16 protein-coding genes are annotated in these 16978 nt (G+C 32.0%); 9 read left to right on the top strand and 7 right to left on the bottom strand.

Features of this window, described 5'->3' with window-relative positions:
- Positions 1 to 120 precede the first annotated feature (120 nt).
- From nifJ to ACF3NF_RS01355, 4 genes are all read left to right on the top strand, one after another.
- The gene (gene nifJ, locus ACF3NF_RS01370) at positions 121 to 3660 is read left to right on the top strand and encodes a pyruvate:ferredoxin (flavodoxin) oxidoreductase (RefSeq protein WP_394023565.1); all 3540 of its coding nucleotides are present in this window, start codon (positions 121 to 123) and stop codon (positions 3658 to 3660) included.
- Positions 3661 to 3757: 97 nt separating this feature from the next.
- Positions 3758 to 5206 carry a TIGR04282 family arsenosugar biosynthesis glycosyltransferase gene (locus ACF3NF_RS01365; protein ID WP_394023563.1) on the top strand — a complete coding sequence of 483 codons (1449 nt, stop codon included), beginning with the start codon at positions 3758 to 3760 and terminating at the stop codon, positions 5204 to 5206.
- Between the two features lies 1 nt (position 5207).
- Positions 5208 to 5654 (top strand): C-GCAxxG-C-C family protein, encoded by a 447-nt coding sequence (locus ACF3NF_RS01360; RefSeq protein ID WP_394023561.1) that lies wholly within the window; start codon positions 5208 to 5210, stop codon positions 5652 to 5654.
- Complete coding sequence (locus tag ACF3NF_RS01355; protein WP_394023560.1) at positions 5635 to 6456, top strand: nucleoside hydrolase; 822 nt, start codon at positions 5635 to 5637, stop codon at positions 6454 to 6456. The genes ACF3NF_RS01360 and ACF3NF_RS01355 overlap by 20 nt, the downstream gene beginning before the upstream one ends.
- Positions 6457 to 6483: 27 nt before the next feature.
- Here the strand turns inward: ACF3NF_RS01355 and ACF3NF_RS01350 are convergent, their stop codons facing one another.
- From ACF3NF_RS01350 to ACF3NF_RS01320, 7 genes are read right to left on the bottom strand one after another with little or no spacing between them, the layout of a single operon-like run.
- Positions 6484 to 7149 (bottom strand): TIGR04283 family arsenosugar biosynthesis glycosyltransferase, encoded by a 666-nt coding sequence (locus tag ACF3NF_RS01350; RefSeq protein ID WP_394023559.1) that lies wholly within the window; start codon positions 7147 to 7149, stop codon positions 6484 to 6486.
- Positions 7109 to 7780, bottom strand: a complete 672-nt coding sequence (locus tag ACF3NF_RS01345; RefSeq protein WP_394023558.1) for a TVP38/TMEM64 family protein — start codon at positions 7778 to 7780, stop codon at positions 7109 to 7111. Before ACF3NF_RS01345 ends, ACF3NF_RS01350 begins: the two co-directional genes overlap by 41 nt.
- Positions 7755 to 8486: a TVP38/TMEM64 family protein gene (locus ACF3NF_RS01340; protein WP_394023557.1), complete on the bottom strand. Its 732-nt coding sequence runs from the start codon at positions 8484 to 8486 to the stop codon at positions 7755 to 7757. The genes ACF3NF_RS01345 and ACF3NF_RS01340 overlap by 26 nt, the downstream gene beginning before the upstream one ends.
- Before the next feature lie 10 nt (positions 8487 to 8496).
- Positions 8497 to 9303 carry a rhodanese-like domain-containing protein gene (locus ACF3NF_RS01335; RefSeq protein ID WP_394023556.1) on the bottom strand — a complete coding sequence of 269 codons (807 nt, stop codon included), beginning with the start codon at positions 9301 to 9303 and terminating at the stop codon, positions 8497 to 8499.
- On the bottom strand, positions 9287 to 9676 hold the full coding sequence (locus tag ACF3NF_RS01330; RefSeq protein WP_394023554.1) for a hypothetical protein: 390 nt from the start codon (positions 9674 to 9676) through the stop codon (positions 9287 to 9289). Before ACF3NF_RS01330 ends, ACF3NF_RS01335 begins: the two co-directional genes overlap by 17 nt.
- Positions 9657 to 10829 (bottom strand): sulfurtransferase, encoded by a 1173-nt coding sequence (locus tag ACF3NF_RS01325; protein WP_394023552.1) that lies wholly within the window; start codon positions 10827 to 10829, stop codon positions 9657 to 9659. Before ACF3NF_RS01325 ends, ACF3NF_RS01330 begins: the two co-directional genes overlap by 20 nt.
- A gap of 12 nt (positions 10830 to 10841) precedes the next feature.
- Positions 10842 to 11768, bottom strand: a complete 927-nt coding sequence (locus ACF3NF_RS01320) for a heterodisulfide reductase-related iron-sulfur binding cluster (protein ID WP_394023550.1) — start codon at positions 11766 to 11768, stop codon at positions 10842 to 10844.
- 264 nt (positions 11769 to 12032) lie between these two features.
- Between ACF3NF_RS01320 and ACF3NF_RS01315 the strand changes: the two genes are divergently transcribed.
- The 5 genes from ACF3NF_RS01315 to coaD are packed head-to-tail and all read left to right on the top strand — an operon-like array spanning position 12033 to position 16976.
- The gene (locus tag ACF3NF_RS01315; protein ID WP_262122116.1) at positions 12033 to 12386 is read left to right on the top strand and encodes an Asp23/Gls24 family envelope stress response protein; all 354 of its coding nucleotides are present in this window, start codon (positions 12033 to 12035) and stop codon (positions 12384 to 12386) included.
- Between the two features lie 6 nt (positions 12387 to 12392).
- A complete protein-coding gene (locus ACF3NF_RS01310; RefSeq protein WP_394023547.1) occupies positions 12393 to 13967 on the top strand; it encodes a DAK2 domain-containing protein in 1575 nt (524 codons plus the stop codon).
- Positions 13967 to 15955, top strand: a complete 1989-nt coding sequence (locus tag ACF3NF_RS01305) for an ATP-dependent DNA helicase RecG (RefSeq protein ID WP_394023545.1) — start codon at positions 13967 to 13969, stop codon at positions 15953 to 15955. Before ACF3NF_RS01310 ends, ACF3NF_RS01305 begins: the two co-directional genes overlap by 1 nt.
- Positions 15955 to 16497: a 16S rRNA (guanine(966)-N(2))-methyltransferase RsmD gene (gene rsmD / locus ACF3NF_RS01300; protein ID WP_394023543.1), complete on the top strand. Its 543-nt coding sequence runs from the start codon at positions 15955 to 15957 to the stop codon at positions 16495 to 16497. The genes ACF3NF_RS01305 and rsmD overlap by 1 nt, the downstream gene beginning before the upstream one ends.
- Complete coding sequence (gene coaD, locus ACF3NF_RS01295; protein WP_394023541.1) at positions 16494 to 16976, top strand: pantetheine-phosphate adenylyltransferase; 483 nt, start codon at positions 16494 to 16496, stop codon at positions 16974 to 16976. The genes rsmD and coaD overlap by 4 nt, the downstream gene beginning before the upstream one ends.
- Positions 16977 to 16978: the final 2 nt, after the last annotated feature.

Below are 16978 nucleotides of genomic sequence, written 5' to 3'. Positions count from 1 at the left end.
TTTAAGTTTATTTATAATTTTGATATTATTTGCTAATGGCTCTTGACATTCGCTTTCATCTTATCTATACTTAAATTAGTGTTAACGATAATTGCTTATTAATTATTTTAGGAGGTCTAAATGACAATTACTAGAGCGATGAAGACTATGGATGGTAATACCGCTGCAGCTCACGTATCATACGCATATACTGACGTTGCAACCATTTACCCAATCACACCATCTTCACCAATGCCAGAATCTATTGATGTATGGTCATCAAATGGACGTAAAAATGTTTTCGATAGAGAAGTTATGGTTAAAGAAATGCAATCTGAGGCAGGAGCAGCAGCAGCATTTCACGGTTCACTTGCAGCAGGAGCACTAACTACTACATACACAGCAAGTCAAGGTTTATTATTAATGATACCTAATATGTATAAAGTTGCTGGAGAAAGATTACCAGGTGTATTCCATGTTGCAGCTAGAACAGTAGCAACACATGCTCTTTCTATCTATGGAGACCACTCAGATATATACGCAGCTAGACAAACAGGTGTAGCTATGCTATGTTCAAACTCTGTTCAAGAAGTTATGGACTTATCTCCAGTATCTCACTTATCAGCTATTAAAGGAAGAGTTCCATTTGTTAACTTCTTTGACGGATTTAGAACAAGCCACGAAATCCAAAAAATTAATGTTTGGGATTACGAAACACTAAAAGATTTAGTGGATTTCGATGCAGTTGATGCATTTAAAAATAACTCACTTAACCCAGAAAGACCAAAACACATGGGTACAGCTGAGAAAAATATCTTCTTCCAAAGAACAGTATCTAGAAACCAAGCATACACAAATATTGTTGGTGTTGTAGAAGATTACATGAACCAAATCAACGAATTAATTGGTACAAACTACGGACTATTCAACTACTACGGACAAGAAGACGCTGAGGAAATCATAGTAGCTATGGGTTCTGTAAACCAAACAATTCGTGAAACAATTGATGAACTTTCAAAAGACGGATACAAAGTTGGTTTAGTAGAAGTTCACCTTTACAGACCATTCTCAAAAGAACACTTACTAAAAGCTATTCCAAACACAGTTAAAAGAATTGCTGTTCTTGATAGAACAAAAGAACAAGGTGCTGAAGGACAACCATTATACCTAGATGTTAAATCAGCATTCTATGGTGTTGAAAATGCTCCAGAAATCTATGGCGGTATCTACGGACTTTCAAGCAAAGATACTGTTCCTGGAGATATCAAAGCAGTTTATGAAAACCTTAAAAAAGATGAACCAAAAGATAACTTCACACTTTCAATCACAGATGATGTTACAAACACATCTTTAGAAAGAGAAGACTTCAAAGTTCGTCACGAAGGTACTACAAGATGTAAATTCTGGGGATTCGGATCTGATGGTACTGTTGGTGCTAACAAACAAGCTATCAAAATCATTGGTGATAACACAGATATGTATGCACAAGGATATTTCGACTACGATTCTAAAAAATCTGGTGGTCTTACAATGTCTCACTTAAGATTTGGTAAAGAACCAATCAAATCAACTTACCTATTAGACGAAGCTGACTTTATGTCACTTTCAAAACAAGCATACCTACACCAATATGATGTACTAAAAGGACTTAAAGATGGTGGTACATTCCTTCTTAACACAACATGGAAAGAAGAAGACTTAGAACAACACCTTCCAGCGAAAGTAAAAAGATATTTAGCTGAACACAATATCAACTTCTACATTATCGATGCAAGCCACATCGCTCAAGATATTGGACTAGGTTCAAGAACAAACATGATTATGCAAGCTGCATTCTTTAACTTATCTAAAGTACTTCCAATTGATGAAGCTGTTGGATACTTAAAAGATTCTATAGTTAAAGCTTACGGTCACAAAGGTGATGACATTGTAAACATGAACTATGCAGCAGTAGATGCAGGTTTAGAAGCAGCTAAAAAAATTGAAGTTCCAGCTGATTGGGCAAACGCTCAAGATGATGAAAAAGCTGAACAAAAAGATATGCCAGAATTCGTTAAAAACATTCTTAAACCAATGATCGAACAAAAAGAAGATGATATTCCAGTATCTGCTTTCGTTGATCTTGACTTAGAAAATGGAGAATTCCCATCAGGAACAACAGCAATCGAAAAACGTGGTATTGCTCTAAATGTACCAGAATGGCAAATGGAAAATTGTATCCAATGTAACCAATGTTCTTTCGTATGTCCTCACGCTGTAATTAGACCATTCCTAGTAACAGAAGAAGAAAAGGCTAATGCACCTGAAGGCTTTGAGACTAAACAAGCTATCGGTAAAGGAATGGAACAATATGAATTCAGAATTCAAGTTTCTCCATTAGACTGTACAGGTTGTGGAAACTGTGCTGATATTTGTCCAGCTCCAGAAAAAGCTCTTCTAATGAAACCATTCGAAGAACAAGTTGAAAATCAAAAAGAAAACTGGGAATACGCTCACGAAGAAGTTGGCTACAAAGAAGATGTTATGGATGATAAAACACTTAAAGGAAGCCAATTCAAACAACCATTACTACAATTCTCAGGAGCTTGTGCAGGTTGTGGTGAAACTCCATACGCTAAACTTGTAACACAATTATTTGGTGACAGAATGTATGTTGCAAATGCTACAGGTTGTTCATCAATCTGGGGAGCAAGTGCACCAGCTATGTCATACACAATAAACCAAGAATCAGGTAAAGGTCCAGCTTGGGGTAACTCATTATTCGAAGATGCTGCTGAATACGGATATGGTATTAAATTAGCTGCAGAATCAAACAAATTATTACTAGAAACAAGAATGAACTCATTCTTAGATCTAAACCTTGATACACCATTAAACGATGCATTCAAAATGTGGTTAGAAGGAAAAGAAGATGTAAATGCATCTAAAGAAGCAACAGCTAAAATTCTTACACTAGAAAATGAAACAGTTGACAGTGAAGAAGGAAAAGCAATTCTTAAAGACATCTACAACCTAAAAGACTACATGATCAAAAAATCATTATGGATCTTCGGTGGTGACGGATGGAGCTATGATATCGGATTTGGTGGTGTTGACCACGTATTAGCAAGTGGAGAAAATGTAAACATCCTTGTATTCGATACAGAAGTTTACTCAAACACAGGTGGACAATCATCTAAAGCTACACCATTATCAGCAGTAGCACAATTTGCTGCATCTGGTAAAAAAGTACGTAAAAAAGACCTTGGTTTAATGATGACTTCATACGGATACATCTACGTAGCACAAGTTGCTATGGGAGCTAACCAAAACCAAGTAGTAAAAGCTATCAAAGAAGCTGAAAGCTACGATGGACCATCATTAATCATCGCTTACGCACCATGTATCAACCACGGAATCAGAGTTGGTATGGGTAAATCACAATTTAGAGAAAAACAAGCTGTTCAAGCTGGTTACTGGCACTTATGGAGATTTGACCCTAGACTTGCAGAAGAGGGTAAAAATCCATTCCAATTAGACTCTAAAGAACCTACTGAGTCATTCCAAGAATTCCTTCAAGGGGAAGTAAGATACTCATCACTTAAGAGATCATTCCCTGAAACAGCAGATGAATTATATGCTGAAGCAGAAAAAGCTGCTAACGAAAGATACGAAACATATAAGAGACTTGCTGGTAAATAAGGTTAAAAATTAATTACCAAAAAATGCCATATGTACATATGGCATTTTTTTTAAGAATATTTATAAATATTTTAACAATATATTACTAGGAGCTTAAATGAATAAAGTAATACTATTTACTAAAGCCCCCAATTTAACAAATAGCAAAACAAGGCTAAAAGACTTTTTAAGCCAAAAAGAACGATTAGAATTGATGGTTAAACTTATAAATAAAAATTATAAGATCATTAAATCATTAAATTTTGCCCCAGCAATTTACTATAATGGTAATAAATCTGATATTGACTTTATAAAAGGAGAGAAAATAGCTCAAAAAGGTGATGATCTTGGAGAAATGATGAAAAATGCTATCTTTGCCGAGCTAGAATCTAATCAAAAAGTTGTTTTAATGGGTTCAGACTTAGAAAATATCAAACCGAATCACATAGAAGAAGCCTTTAATAAGCTTGATAGTTACGACATTGTCCTAGCACCATCTATAGATGGCGGCTATGGATTAGTAGCTATGAAAGATAAGATAGATATTTTTTCAGATATTAGATATTCAACAGCAGAAGTTTTAAAAGATACTATAAAAAAAATAGAAGAACAAGGTAAGAACTATTATCTACTAGATCCCATCAGAGATATAGATAATATTCTTGACTTAGTCATTGCTGAGTTTGATGATGATAGGCTTAGTGAGCTAGGCAATGGTGAATATAATTTAAACTATCGATTAAATAATCTAGTAATTAGGATAAATCTCGATTCCCAAATAGGGCTAGGGGATAAGCAATTAAAATACGAGTTTGATGCTTTAAAAACTCTTGAAAAATCAAAAGTTACTCCTAAAGCCTATAAGTACTTTGGCCATGGAAAGTATTTGCCGAAAAGTTTCATGACTATGGAATATGTGGAAGGCAGACCTTTGAACTATAAAAAAGATATGGATATAGCTGCTAAACTGCTTAGTTCAGTCCACAATTTTAAAGCAGATTTCTCTAATTTTATATGGGCTGACAAACCTTTCTTAGCCATGTATAAAGAATTTGAGTCTATGTTTATTCATTATAAAAACTATGAGAATAAGGATAAGAAAGTAGAAGCTAAAATTGAGAAATTTTTAGACATAGCTAAAAAATCTGGACTGGATGCTGACATAGAAAATCATTGTATTATAAATACTGAGCTTAATAATAGGAACTTTATAATAGGGGATAAGCCAGTAATAATCGACTGGGAAAAACCAATTATTGGTGAATGTGAGCAGGACCTAGCGCATTTCTTGGTTCCTACTACTACAAATTGGAAAACTGATATTATATTATCGGAAAAAGAAATGATTGATTTTTTAAAAACTTATGAACAATATAGGAAAATAAACTATAATAAATTCTATAAATACCTAATGTTCAATTCACTTAGGGGAATTACTTGGTGCTCTATGGCTAAGGTAGAATATGATAAGGGAAGATTTTTAAGTAACGAAGATACCTTAAAAAAGATAAATAAATTTTTGACTTTAGATTTTTTACAAATGTTAGAAAAATTTTATAGGATATGAAATGGATATAGAAAAACTAGAAGAATTAAGCAAAAAAGAATACAATTGCTCTCAAACAGTTTTTGCTTATTTTGCAGACGATTTGGGCTTAGATGAAGAAATAGCAGTAAAAATCTCAACCCCTTTTGAAATGGGTATGTACAAATCTGACATCTGCGGGGCATTAACAGCATCTTATATGGCCTTGGGACTTAAATATGGGTCTACAGATCCTTATGAAAAAATTGAACTAGCTAAGATGATTTATAAACTTGATAAAGAATTTGAAGAAAGAATGGGCCATACCAAGTGTGCCAATCTTTTAAAAGTAGATGTAAATACAGATGATGGATTTAATTATGCAGTGGAAAATGATTTGTTATCAAAGGTATGTGGCAAATGCATTACAAATGCAATTGAGGTTACAGAAGAAATAATGGATGAAAAAGATGAAAAAAGTAATAATTGATACAGATTGTACAATAGATGTAAAAGGTTGTGACCTTGATGATGCCTTTGCAATACTTTATTTAATAGCCCATCCAGAAATAGATGTGAGACTAATCACAACCACTTTTGGTAACAACAACGAAGAAGTAACCTACAATGCTACAATAAAAATGCTTGAAGATTTAAATCTTGATATTACTTTAGTAAAGGGAGGTTTATACATCCATGATGCAGGAGAGGCTATAAAAAAAGAAGTTGAGGAAAATGAAGATATAATTATTTTATCACTAGGTTCAACAACCAACACCCAAAAAGCCCTTGCATTGGGAATGAATCCTAAAAGAGTAAAATCTTTTGTAGCTATGGGTGGAATAACTGATAAGCTAAGATTTAACAAAAAAATCATGCGTGAGTTAAATTTAAGCATTGATTACCTATCAACAATCTATGCCTTAGAAAAACTAGATAATATTCATATAATAACTGGAAATAATTGTATGAAACACAAATACCAAGTGCCGACAAATCCAGATTATAAAAGTAAATTTATGAACTATCTAAAACCCTCTTTAAAAAGGGTTACGGAGGAGTTTTTGGATGAGTTTGGAGAGAGTAAATTAGTAGTTTGGGATGCTTTAGCTGCCCTTTATATTACAAACCCTGAATTTTTCATAGATTACGAAAAAAATATTGTACTAGATGAACATTTACTAAAGGGATATCTAGTAGATGGAGATGATAAAAAAGTAAATATGCCTGAAATAAAAGATAATATAAATGCTATGGAGTACATAGTTGATGTGATTGAAAATAATAATTAAAAGAGACGAGGTTTGCTCCTCGTCTTTTTAAATCTTTTTATAATATTCAGCTATTTTTTCTACACTATATCCACTCTTATATAAATTTTGCAAGATTTTCATTAAAAAACCTGTTGTTAGAGGATGTTTTTCTAATCTTCGGGAAGATGTATATATTGGATAATCAATTTGTTTTAGTTTATATCCAGCTTCTTTAATATCCATGGATAATTGATAGTCTTCCATCAGAGGAATTTCCTTATATCCACCAATTTTTTCGAAAATTTCCCTTTTTATAAATATTCCCTGATCACCAAAGGCGATATGTTTTCTTTTTACCCTTAGATTTGAGAAAAATTCTATGAATTTCAAGCTGGAGTTGCTTGGGTGGAATTTCAAAGTAAAACACCCTGCATCAAGATTTGATCTTTCAATTAAATTTACACAATCCGAACCTATAAATGAGTCGCAGTGTAGAAAAAGCAAGTAGTCACCCTTAGCGTACTTTGCTCCTGCATTCATCTGATTTGACCTATACTTTGCTTCCTTAATTTTTGGGTAAGAGATTAAATCATAGGTCCCATCCCTGGAAAAACCGTCGGTAAAAATTACTTCAAAATTTCCCTTTATATTCGCTAATACTTTTTCAAATTTTTTTATATTTTTGACTTCATTATAAGTCGGAATTATTATGGTTACCATGTTTTTTATCATAAATTTTTTTGGCTAATAGTGTCAATACTGTAAAGGCTAATAGAATTATCACTGATAAAATAAATTCCTTGCTGCCAATATCAGTTATGTTAGTACCTACATTAAGATAAACCAAGGTGCCAGGGATAACAGATACAATAGTAGTAAGTAAATAAGGTACAAACTTTATTTCAGTTAAACCAGCTAGATAGTTTTCAAAAATGTAGGGAACTGCAGGAACTAATCTAAATATAATAAAGGTAGTTATCAGCTTTTTTTGATCTTTGGTATAAATCAAATTTAAATACTGGTCTGACAACCTATCTTTTAGGATATTGTAGACTTTATCTTTAGCATATTTGTGTGAGATTAGATACATTAGTGATGTATTTGCTGCAACGCCAATTGTTGTATATACTAGTCCATTTACAAATCCAAATAACGTTCCTCCTACGATTACTATACTTAGGGTAGGGAATAGGAAAATAGGTAGGATTGTAAAAGCTAGTATATATATCAATGGTGCTAAGGCTCCATAAGATGATATTTTTTCTTGCAATATATCTATATTAACAGATTTATTTATCCAAATTATAAAAGCTATCACAAGGATAGCTTTTAATACATTAAAAATTCGTTTTGTGTTTTGCATTATATCTTTTCCTAAAAAATGCAACAACTACTGCAAGTATTGATATTGCGATTACAAATATAAATATACCACGTGCGCCACCATCCAATTCACCACCTGTGTAGGAATATATGATTGTAGCTGGTAGCTGGCCGAGGCCTGTAGCTAAGAAAAATGGCCAAAATCCCATTGATGTAAGACCTGCAGCATAGCTTACAATATCAAAGGATATAAATGGTAACAATCTTGCTATAAGGATAGTGTGTTTACCATATTTTTCAAAAAAGTCTTCGATATTTTCTAGGGCTCCCTGGCTAGATAGTCTTATAACTGCATCACGTCCTAGGGCTCTTGCAATAAAAAAGCAAAGCGCAGCACCAACCATAGCTGATGACCATGATAAAATAGCTCCCTTTACCCAGCCAAATATAACAGCATTTGCTAGGGTAATCATAACAGCTGGGATAGGGGATATGATAGACTGTAAAATCATTAGTAAAAATGAAATTACAGCCGCTTGTTTGCCATATCCACGGATGTATTCAATAACCCCACTTAGGCCTCCTGTACTTAATGCCGATATGGCACTACTAATAGCACTTTTGAATGATGGTATTAAGAAGTATGCCAAAATTAGCCCTATAAGTGGTAGTAAAATCAGAAGTTTCGATGATTTATTTAGACTTTTTTCATTAGTCTGAGATTTCTCAAGATTTTTCTGATCCATTTATTTGCTCTTATTTTTCAGATAAGTCGTAACCGTCGTATTCTTTTGTACCATCAAGGGCGTTGATTACTTCGTGACCTTGTTCAGCAAGCATATCAGCTACTTTAAATGATCTGTTTCCTGAATAGCAGTGAGTTAGGAATGGTTTATCTTGTGGAAGTGTTTCGATTAATGATTCAGCTTGATCAACTGGAACATTGATAGCTCCTGCTAAGTGACCTTTGTTATAGTCTTTTTCATCTCTAACATCGATGATTGTATAATCTCCAGTATTTACTAACTCTATAAATTCTGGTCCTGGTACAGATGTGACCTTTGTTTTTGTTGTATAATCAAAGTCTGCGTATCCACCAGCAGATTGAACATTTGTAAATCCATTATCAACTAGTGTTTTGTAAGCTTCTTCAGCTTCTTCAGCAGTTTCACCATAAACAACTACGTTTTTGTCTTTGAAATCAGCAAGTTCGTCAATTCTATCAGCTAATTCATCAGCTGGAAGTGTGATAGCGTGTTTTACGTGACCTTCCTTGTAATCATCAGCTTTTCTAGTATCGATTACTAGGTATTTTTCTTTTTCGTCGTTGTCTTCTTGGATTTTGTCTAATTCTTCGCCTGCAATTGTTTTAACTTCAGTTTCGGCAGTTTCTTCTGAACCTTCTTCAGTTTCTGTATTTTCTGTATTTTCTGGAGTGGTTGCTTCATTACTAGCAGCTTCTTCAGTCTTTGTTTCTTCTGGAGCTGTTGTGTTATTTCCACAACCTGTAAGTGCGAATGTACCGATTAGCATAAGTGTAAGTAATTTATTTGATCTTTTCATTTTTTTCTCCTATTTTGTTAAATTCTAAAATATTTATTATTAGCAATAATAATGATATTGCATACTTTGTAAGCTTAAATATTGAAATATCAATAGTCATTAAAATTAATATTGCTAGTATACACAATAGACTGATTGCCTTTAGATTTTTATATTTTATAAAACTATAGATTATAAAAATAAAAAATACTAGGGCAATTAGTTTAAATATGGTTTTAATATTATAATTATTTTCTAAATTGTAATTATAAAAAACTAATGTTCTCTGGACTCCCATTTTTTTCTTTGAATAGTATTGGATTAAAAATATCCCCACTAAGAAAAGAATTTGGAAGATTTTTAAAATCTTATTCCTATTCTGTGGCTTTATCATTAGATAATTCGCCAACTTTTTTTATTTCTGCGCCATCTTTTGGATCACCAAGTTGTGCTGGTAAGTCATCATGCATTTGCCACTCATTCCATCCACCATCAAATAATTTTGCAGTAATTCCTTTTTCGTAGAATTTTAAGATTGGCAGGGCAGCTCTCCATCCAGTTCCGCAGTAAAATACCATTTCTTTGCTGGTGTCTACACTTTCAGCCTCTAACATTTTTATCATATCTGTGTATCTGATATATGTTCCATCTGGATTTTTATAGTCCGCTTCATCATGGCCGTATATTGCACCTGGCAGTTCACATGCCTTTGGAATATAGGAATATCCACTGGTTTCACCGATATATTCTTCGTAGCTTCTAGTAGAAATGTATTGAACATCGTCATTTTCATCTTCAATGTCTTTTTTAGCTTCTTCTAGGCTCACTATAAATTCTGGATGGGCAGGATATTCACCTTTAAAATCATCTTTGGCAACTGCTTTATTTTCCCCTTCTTCAGTTTCATAACCCTTATCCATCCAAACTTTAAGGCCTCCATCAATTAGCTTTATATTTTCAACACCTTCTATCAGATAAGCTAAAGCTACTCTTGGTGCTCCAGAATCAGGACCGTATAAAAATACTGTTGTATCTTTATCAATTCCGTAATCTAGCATTGATTTTACAATGTCATCATCACTTTTGAAATTCCAAACTGGGCCCTCTTCGATAGTATCAGTATTTATATGAATAGCTCCTGGAATATGATTTTTTAAATAATCCTCGCTGGCATCAGCTTCACCCCAAGTAACTTCTGCTATTACATAATCACCAACATCTTCTTTGCCATCAATTACATCTTTTACATAGTCAGCTGTAACAAAAATATCCTTGTTTTTAGCCCTTCCACAGCAATCAAGTATTTCACCGTCATCAGATTCTTTGATAGTTTCAGATGCAATTTCTTTTTTTTCATCATTTTTTGATTCTTCATTTGATTCTTCTACTTCTTTGCTGTCAGATGTTTCTTCGCTTACTTTTTCATTTTCTGCAGTATTTTCATTTGCATTTTGATTTGAACAAGCTGTAATACTTAAAACAAAAAACAAAGTAAAAAATGAAAGGCCAAGTTTTTTAATGATTTGATTAATATTTAATTTTTTCATTTATTCTCCTGTTTATTTAAAAAATTTCGCTTTAAGTGCATTTTTTAAATAATCCGTTTTGACCTCTTCATCAATGCCCAAGAATGCTGAGGCAAAGTGGTGGACCTTATTGTATTTAGAAAAACGCATGGAGCATGTTGCACAATAGCTATATATTTCTTCATTTTGAATGGAAGCTGTCATAGTATCAGCAATATCTTTTTCTTTTTTTACAGCCAGGCCCCCAGATCCGCAACAATTGGTGTTTTTAAACTTATCATTCCAATTTGGAGCATGCCTTTTAATAACGTTAAAAATTTCACGGTTGTACCTATCAGAACATGGGAAAAATACATTATAAGGTTTTTCGATATCCTTTATATAATTATATTCTTCAAGCCATTTGTATACAGAAATTATTTCAATCTTATATTTATATTTTAAGTGGTGATAGCAATTAGGACAAGCTGTCACTATTCTGTTGATTTTAAGATTATTAATCTGATTTTCTAAACGCGTACTAGGATTTTCGTTAAAACCAGTACTAGAAACAGGATTCCTGCAGCAATCTATGGAAAAAACAAATCCATTTTTCTTAAATAAGTCAATCAAAGCCTTAGATGTTTCCGGATAAAAGGCTGGAAAATTGCATCCTAAATACAAAAGATCACTTGATTTTTTAGTTTTTTTAGGCAAGTTTCTGAAAGGATAAGACTCCTTGTTTAGTTTTACAAGTTTGTATTTTGGATTATTTTTACGAAATAAAAGTGAGATATATTTGCCGTTTAAATTTTTAGGGCAAACATGGCTACACTTATTGCATAAAAAGCAAGAATAAGCTAAATCTTCTCTTTCCGTAAAGTCTAATAAATTTATATTATACTTACTCAAAAATGGACAATCTTTAGTACATAAACCGCACTTAATACAATTGTCCTTAACTATTTTTAGGTAATCCATATCATTTCCTATCTAATTTTTTACTATTTTAAGTGTGTACTAAAGCAAAATGCTTATCTTAAAATAAATATTTTAGCTTATTAATATAATCAAACATCATAGTGTACTTATTGCAATTGCAATTATGAAATTGTTATCATATATTCGTATAATATACTATCATAAATTAATTTATTGTCAATAATTATAAGGCAAAGCAAAAACACTTATAGTATAATATAACAAATATGTATGATATAATTAGTCCAAATGATGGAGGATACAATGTCTATAAAATACGTAAATAATTTAGGTAAGGTAACTATAGATGATTCAGTGCTAAGCAATATTGTTGCTGTCACAGTTATGCAATCATATGGTGTAGTTGGCCTTGCATCACAATCAGCAAAAGATGATATTTATCAATTATTAAAACTAGAAAATATGAGCAAGGGTGTAGAAATACATAGAAGAGACGATGGAACTCTTACAATTAATATTTCAATATTTATACTTTATGGAGTAAGAATTTCAGTTGTAGCACAAAATATAATCGATAATGTAAAATACACAGTCGAAAAATCTTTAAATGTTAGAGTTTCTGATGTTAATATTTTGGTGCAAGGAATAGGACAGTAGGTGAATATGAGAGAAATTGATGCAAATAAACTCCAACAAATGATTATTGGAGCTTATGAATTGTTAAATGAAAATAGAGAGATGGTTAATCAATTAAACGTCTTTCCAGTTCCAGATGGAGATACTGGGACAAATATGACCATGACTATGAAATCAGGTGTAGATAGGGTTAACCAATTAAATAGCAATAGCTGCTATGAAATTGCAAAAGCCTTATCCCAAGGTACTCTGATGGGTGCACGTGGTAACTCAGGGGTAATCTTATCCCAACTTGTAAGAGGTTTTTCAAAGGCTATTAAAGGAAAAGATGTAATTGAAAGTTTAGATATAAAAGAAATTTTCCAAATAGCAAATCAAACTGCCTATAAAGCGGTAATGAAGCCAACTGAAGGAACAATTCTTACAGTTAGCCAAAAAATGACTGATAAGGCAAATGAAATCTATAGCCAAGACATTGAAATTGATCAATATTTATTTGAAATTATCAGCGCTGGACAAATAGCCCTTGATAATACACCAAATCAACTTCCAGTATTAAAAGAAGCAGGTGTTGTAGATTCTGGTGGTCAAGGATTAATTACTCTACTTAAAGGTGCTTTTTCTGAATTAAATAGTGATATAAAAATCGAAGATATCCATAGCAAATCCCAAGCAGAAAAAAAGGACCTGCCATATGAATTAAGTTTTGATATAGCAACTACAGAAGAGTCTTATAAAACTATTTTGAATAATCTTGGGACAATAGCAGATGAAATAGAAGAATCTTTTGAAGAAGGTATTTTAAAAGCTAGCTTAAAAACAGATAATCCATACGGTCTTTTACAAATGCTAACAGTAGATGGTGAAATCTTAAAAGCTGAGTTTAAAAACTTAAAACCAAATTTGGAAAAAATAGCTAAGAAAAAAGCTAGTCAAGCCAAAAAATATGGTTTTATAGCAGTCAGCCGTGGAGAAGGCTATGATGCGATTTTAGAATCAATGAATGTAGATGAGATTATTTCAGGTGGACAAACTATGAACCCATCTACAGAAGATATCTTTAATTCTCTAGATCGTGTAAATGCTGAAAATATAATTATTTTCCCAAATAATAAAAATATTATAATGAGCGCCAAACAAGCAGCTCAGATTACAGAAAAAAATGCAGTGGTTGTAGAAACAAGGTCTATTCCTGAAACATTTGCTGCAATGCTTGAATTTGATGAAGATAGCGATATTGAAACAAATTTAGAAAATATGAATGAATCTATCAAAGAAATGCACGTGGCAGAAATTTCAATTTCTATCAGAGATACATCTATCAATGGGATTGAAATTTTAAGAGATGATTATCTAGGAATATTAGATGGAAATATAGTAACATCAAATTCAAAGATTGTTGATACAGCCTTAAAAACAATCGAAACTGCCCTAGAAAATGACGAAGATTTATCATTAATCACCCTATATTATGGGGAGGAAGTAGATAAAAAAGATGCTAAAGATTTGGTCAAAAAAATCAGCAAAAAACATAAAGATGTGGATGTTGAGCTAGTATATGGTGGACAACCAGTTTATTATTACACAATCACTCTAGAATAATGGACCTACTAGACCTAAAAGGCATCGGAGAAAAGAAAAAAGAAACTCTTAGAAAATTAGATATTTATACTGTTTCCGATTTGTACAATTACTATCCTACAAGTTTTGAGGATAGGAGTCGTAAAATAAATGTTTTAAAAGCAAATCCAAATAAAAAATCTTATTTTGAGTGGAAGATAGTAAGTAAATCATTTCAAAATCGCACACGAGTTGGGATGATAACTTACTTGTTTGCCTTAGAAGAATCGACCAATCAAAAAATAAAAATTATTTGGTTTAATGATAGATTTTCCCACCAGAAATTAAAAATGGGAGAGACTTATAAGTTTTATTGCAAGGTGAATAATGAAAATGGAGTGTATGAGACAATCAATCCTCTTTTTTGTGAACTAGATGATGGTCAAATTGGAAATATAATTGCAATTTATCCACTTGCTAAGGGTATTAACCAAAAACAATTATCTGGATTTATTAAAGAAGGTCTAAAAAATTTTGACAATGATGAAGAAATATTTGATAATAATATTTTAAAAAAGTTTTATTTTAATAAAAAACTAGAAAATCTCAATCAAATTCATTTTCCTAGCAAAAAAGAAAATTTGATGGCAGCAAAATCACAAATTAAAATTATGGATTTTGTAAAAGAACTAATTTATATTGACTATATCAATAAAAGGTTTCAAAGAAAGCAAAATTTGAACTTAGAATATGATTTAGATTACATTTTAAATAATTTAGATTTTAAACTTACTAGATCACAATTAATTTCTTTAAAAGAAATTCTCCAGGATTCCAACAAAAACCAATTAATGAATAGGCTTTTAATTGGGGATGTAGGCTCCGGAAAAACCATTGTTGCGCTTATTGCAATGATTATTTTTGCATTAAATGGCTACCAAGCTGCCATGATGGTACCAACAGAGGTTTTAGCTATCCAACAATACGAAAAAAATTTAGAATTAATCAGAAAATTTGGTTTAAATTTAGGATTGCTAACAGGATCTCAAAAAAATAAAGATGAGATTAAGGAAAAACTTGCCAATGGTGAAATTGACATTGTAATTGGAACTCATTCACTCATACAGGAAGACGTAGTTTTTAAGGATTTGCGTTTTGTAGTAAATGATGAGCAGCATAGATTTGGTGTTGGCCAAAGGCAAGCACTTGGTCAAAAAGGTGAAAAAGTTAATTACCTTACCATGACTGCAACACCAATTCCAAGAACAATTTCCTTAAGATTGTCAAAGATTTTAGACCTATCAATGATAAATGAACTACCTAAGGGCAGAAAAGCAATTGCAACCAGTGTTATAACTGAGCCAATGGAAGAAACTTTATTTTATGAGATAAATAAAAATCTAGATGATGGTAGGCAAATATATATAGTTTCTAATAATATAGATGCCGATGATAAAAACAGTGTAGAAAACCTATACAAGCGTTATAAAAAACAATTTAAATATCGCATAGTAAAAAAACTACACGGTGATATGAAGTCTATTGATAAGGAGAAGACCCTAAAGGATTTTGCTGATGGTAAGACCGATATTTTAATTTCAACAACAGTAATTGAAGTTGGTATTGATGTAGCAAATGCAAACACTATGGTGATTTATAATGCAAATCATTTTGGCCTCTCATCCCTCCACCAACTTCGTGGTAGAGTTGGCAGGGGACCATATGATTCATTTTGTTATTTGGTAAGTAAAAATGCAGATAGTATGACAAAATTAAATATCTTAGTGAATAATGAAAATGGATTTGATATTGCAAAGAAAGACTTCGACCTCCGTGGTGGTGGCAAAATTTTATCATCCATCCAACATGGAAGAAATATCAGCCAAATAGAGTTTTTAAATATGGAAAAAGAAGAAATTGATAAAGGCTTTGAGATATTTGATTATCTAAAATCAAATAATTTTGAAGGTGTAAATTTTTCTTATATAGAAAAGTTTTTTGAAATGGACAAAAGGATAATTTTAAATTAATGAGAGTTGTAGCAGGAAAATACAAGGGTTTTAACCTAATTGCACCAAAAAATAAGAATACTAGACCTACTGATAATAAAATCAAGGAAGCTATTTTTGATATGCTTTATCCAATGAAGACAAATGGTAATGCCCTAGACTTGTTTGCTGGAAGTGGGCAAATGGGTATAGAATTTTTATCAAGAGGCTTAGACTTTGTTTATTTTAATGAGATATATAGGCTAAGTTTAAAATCTCTAAAGGAAAATTTGGATAAAATAAATGCTCCAAATTATGAAATTTCTAAGCTAGACTATAAGGCTGCCTTGGAAAATTATAAAAATAAAGGCATAAAATTTGATTATATTTTCCTAGACCCTCCCTATGATGAAGAATACATCACAGAATCGGTGGAATTAATTTTAAATTATGAATTGTTAAATGACGATGGTATAGTAATAACAGAATCAGATAGAAACATTGAGTTTTCTGATACATATGATTTATATCTCATTAAAGAGAAAAATTATGGAAGGAAAATAGTTAAAATTTATATAAAATGAAAGTAATATATCCAGGAACCTTTGACCCACCAACCTTTGGCCATCTTGATATTATAAAAAGACTTAGCCAAATGTTTGATGAAGTAGTAGTTGCACTTTTGATAAATGGAAATAAAAATCCGATTTTTACCCTTGACGAAAGAATCGAAATGATAAAATCAGAAGTGGATGACCATAATCTTAAGAATGTAAGTATAAAAACCTTTGATGGTTTAATGGTAAACTTTGCAAAAGAGGAAGATGCACACATAATTGCAAGGGGTCTTAGGGGCATGGCAGACTATGAATATGAAAAAAATCTTGCTAGGGTAAATGAAGCGCTTTACAAGGGACTAGAAACAGTATATCTTTTAAGTAATCCTGATTATTCGCACATTAGCTCAAGCATGGTAAAAGAAGTTGCAAGTTTTGAGGGAGATATATCTTCCTTCGTAAGCAAAGATGTTGAATGTAAAATGAAAGAAAAATTTAATTATTAAGG

The sequence above is a fragment of the Anaerococcus martiniensis genome (assembly GCF_043187485.1).
Lineage (GTDB): Bacteria > Bacillota > Clostridia > Tissierellales > Peptoniphilaceae > Anaerococcus > Anaerococcus martiniensis.
Note: the sequence above shows the minus strand (reverse complement) of the source record. Positions and strands in the feature narration are given on the sequence as shown.

Coding starts and splice junctions, on each gene's coding strand:
- nifJ (WP_394023565.1), top strand. CDS start 121: ATGACAATTACTAGAGCGATGAAGACTATGGATGGTAATACCGCTGCA.
- ACF3NF_RS01365 (WP_394023563.1), top strand. CDS start 3,758: ATGAATAAAGTAATACTATTTACTAAAGCCCCCAATTTAACAAATAGC.
- ACF3NF_RS01360 (WP_394023561.1), top strand. CDS start 5,208: ATGGATATAGAAAAACTAGAAGAATTAAGCAAAAAAGAATACAATTGC.
- ACF3NF_RS01355 (WP_394023560.1), top strand. CDS start 5,635: ATGAAAAAAGTAATAATTGATACAGATTGTACAATAGATGTAAAAGGT.
- ACF3NF_RS01350 (WP_394023559.1), bottom strand. CDS start 7,149: ATGATAAAAAACATGGTAACCATAATAATTCCGACTTATAATGAAGTC.
- ACF3NF_RS01345 (WP_394023558.1), bottom strand. CDS start 7,780: ATGCAAAACACAAAACGAATTTTTAATGTATTAAAAGCTATCCTTGTG.
- ACF3NF_RS01340 (WP_394023557.1), bottom strand. CDS start 8,486: ATGGATCAGAAAAATCTTGAGAAATCTCAGACTAATGAAAAAAGTCTA.
- ACF3NF_RS01335 (WP_394023556.1), bottom strand. CDS start 9,303: ATGAAAAGATCAAATAAATTACTTACACTTATGCTAATCGGTACATTC.
- ACF3NF_RS01330 (WP_394023554.1), bottom strand. CDS start 9,676: ATGATAAAGCCACAGAATAGGAATAAGATTTTAAAAATCTTCCAAATT.
- ACF3NF_RS01325 (WP_394023552.1), bottom strand. CDS start 10,829: ATGAAAAAATTAAATATTAATCAAATCATTAAAAAACTTGGCCTTTCA.
- ACF3NF_RS01320 (WP_394023550.1), bottom strand. CDS start 11,768: ATGGATTACCTAAAAATAGTTAAGGACAATTGTATTAAGTGCGGTTTA.
- ACF3NF_RS01315 (WP_262122116.1), top strand. CDS start 12,033: ATGTCTATAAAATACGTAAATAATTTAGGTAAGGTAACTATAGATGAT.
- ACF3NF_RS01310 (WP_394023547.1), top strand. CDS start 12,393: ATGAGAGAAATTGATGCAAATAAACTCCAACAAATGATTATTGGAGCT.
- ACF3NF_RS01305 (WP_394023545.1), top strand. CDS start 13,967: ATGGACCTACTAGACCTAAAAGGCATCGGAGAAAAGAAAAAAGAAACT.
- rsmD (WP_394023543.1), top strand. CDS start 15,955: ATGAGAGTTGTAGCAGGAAAATACAAGGGTTTTAACCTAATTGCACCA.
- coaD (WP_394023541.1), top strand. CDS start 16,494: ATGAAAGTAATATATCCAGGAACCTTTGACCCACCAACCTTTGGCCAT.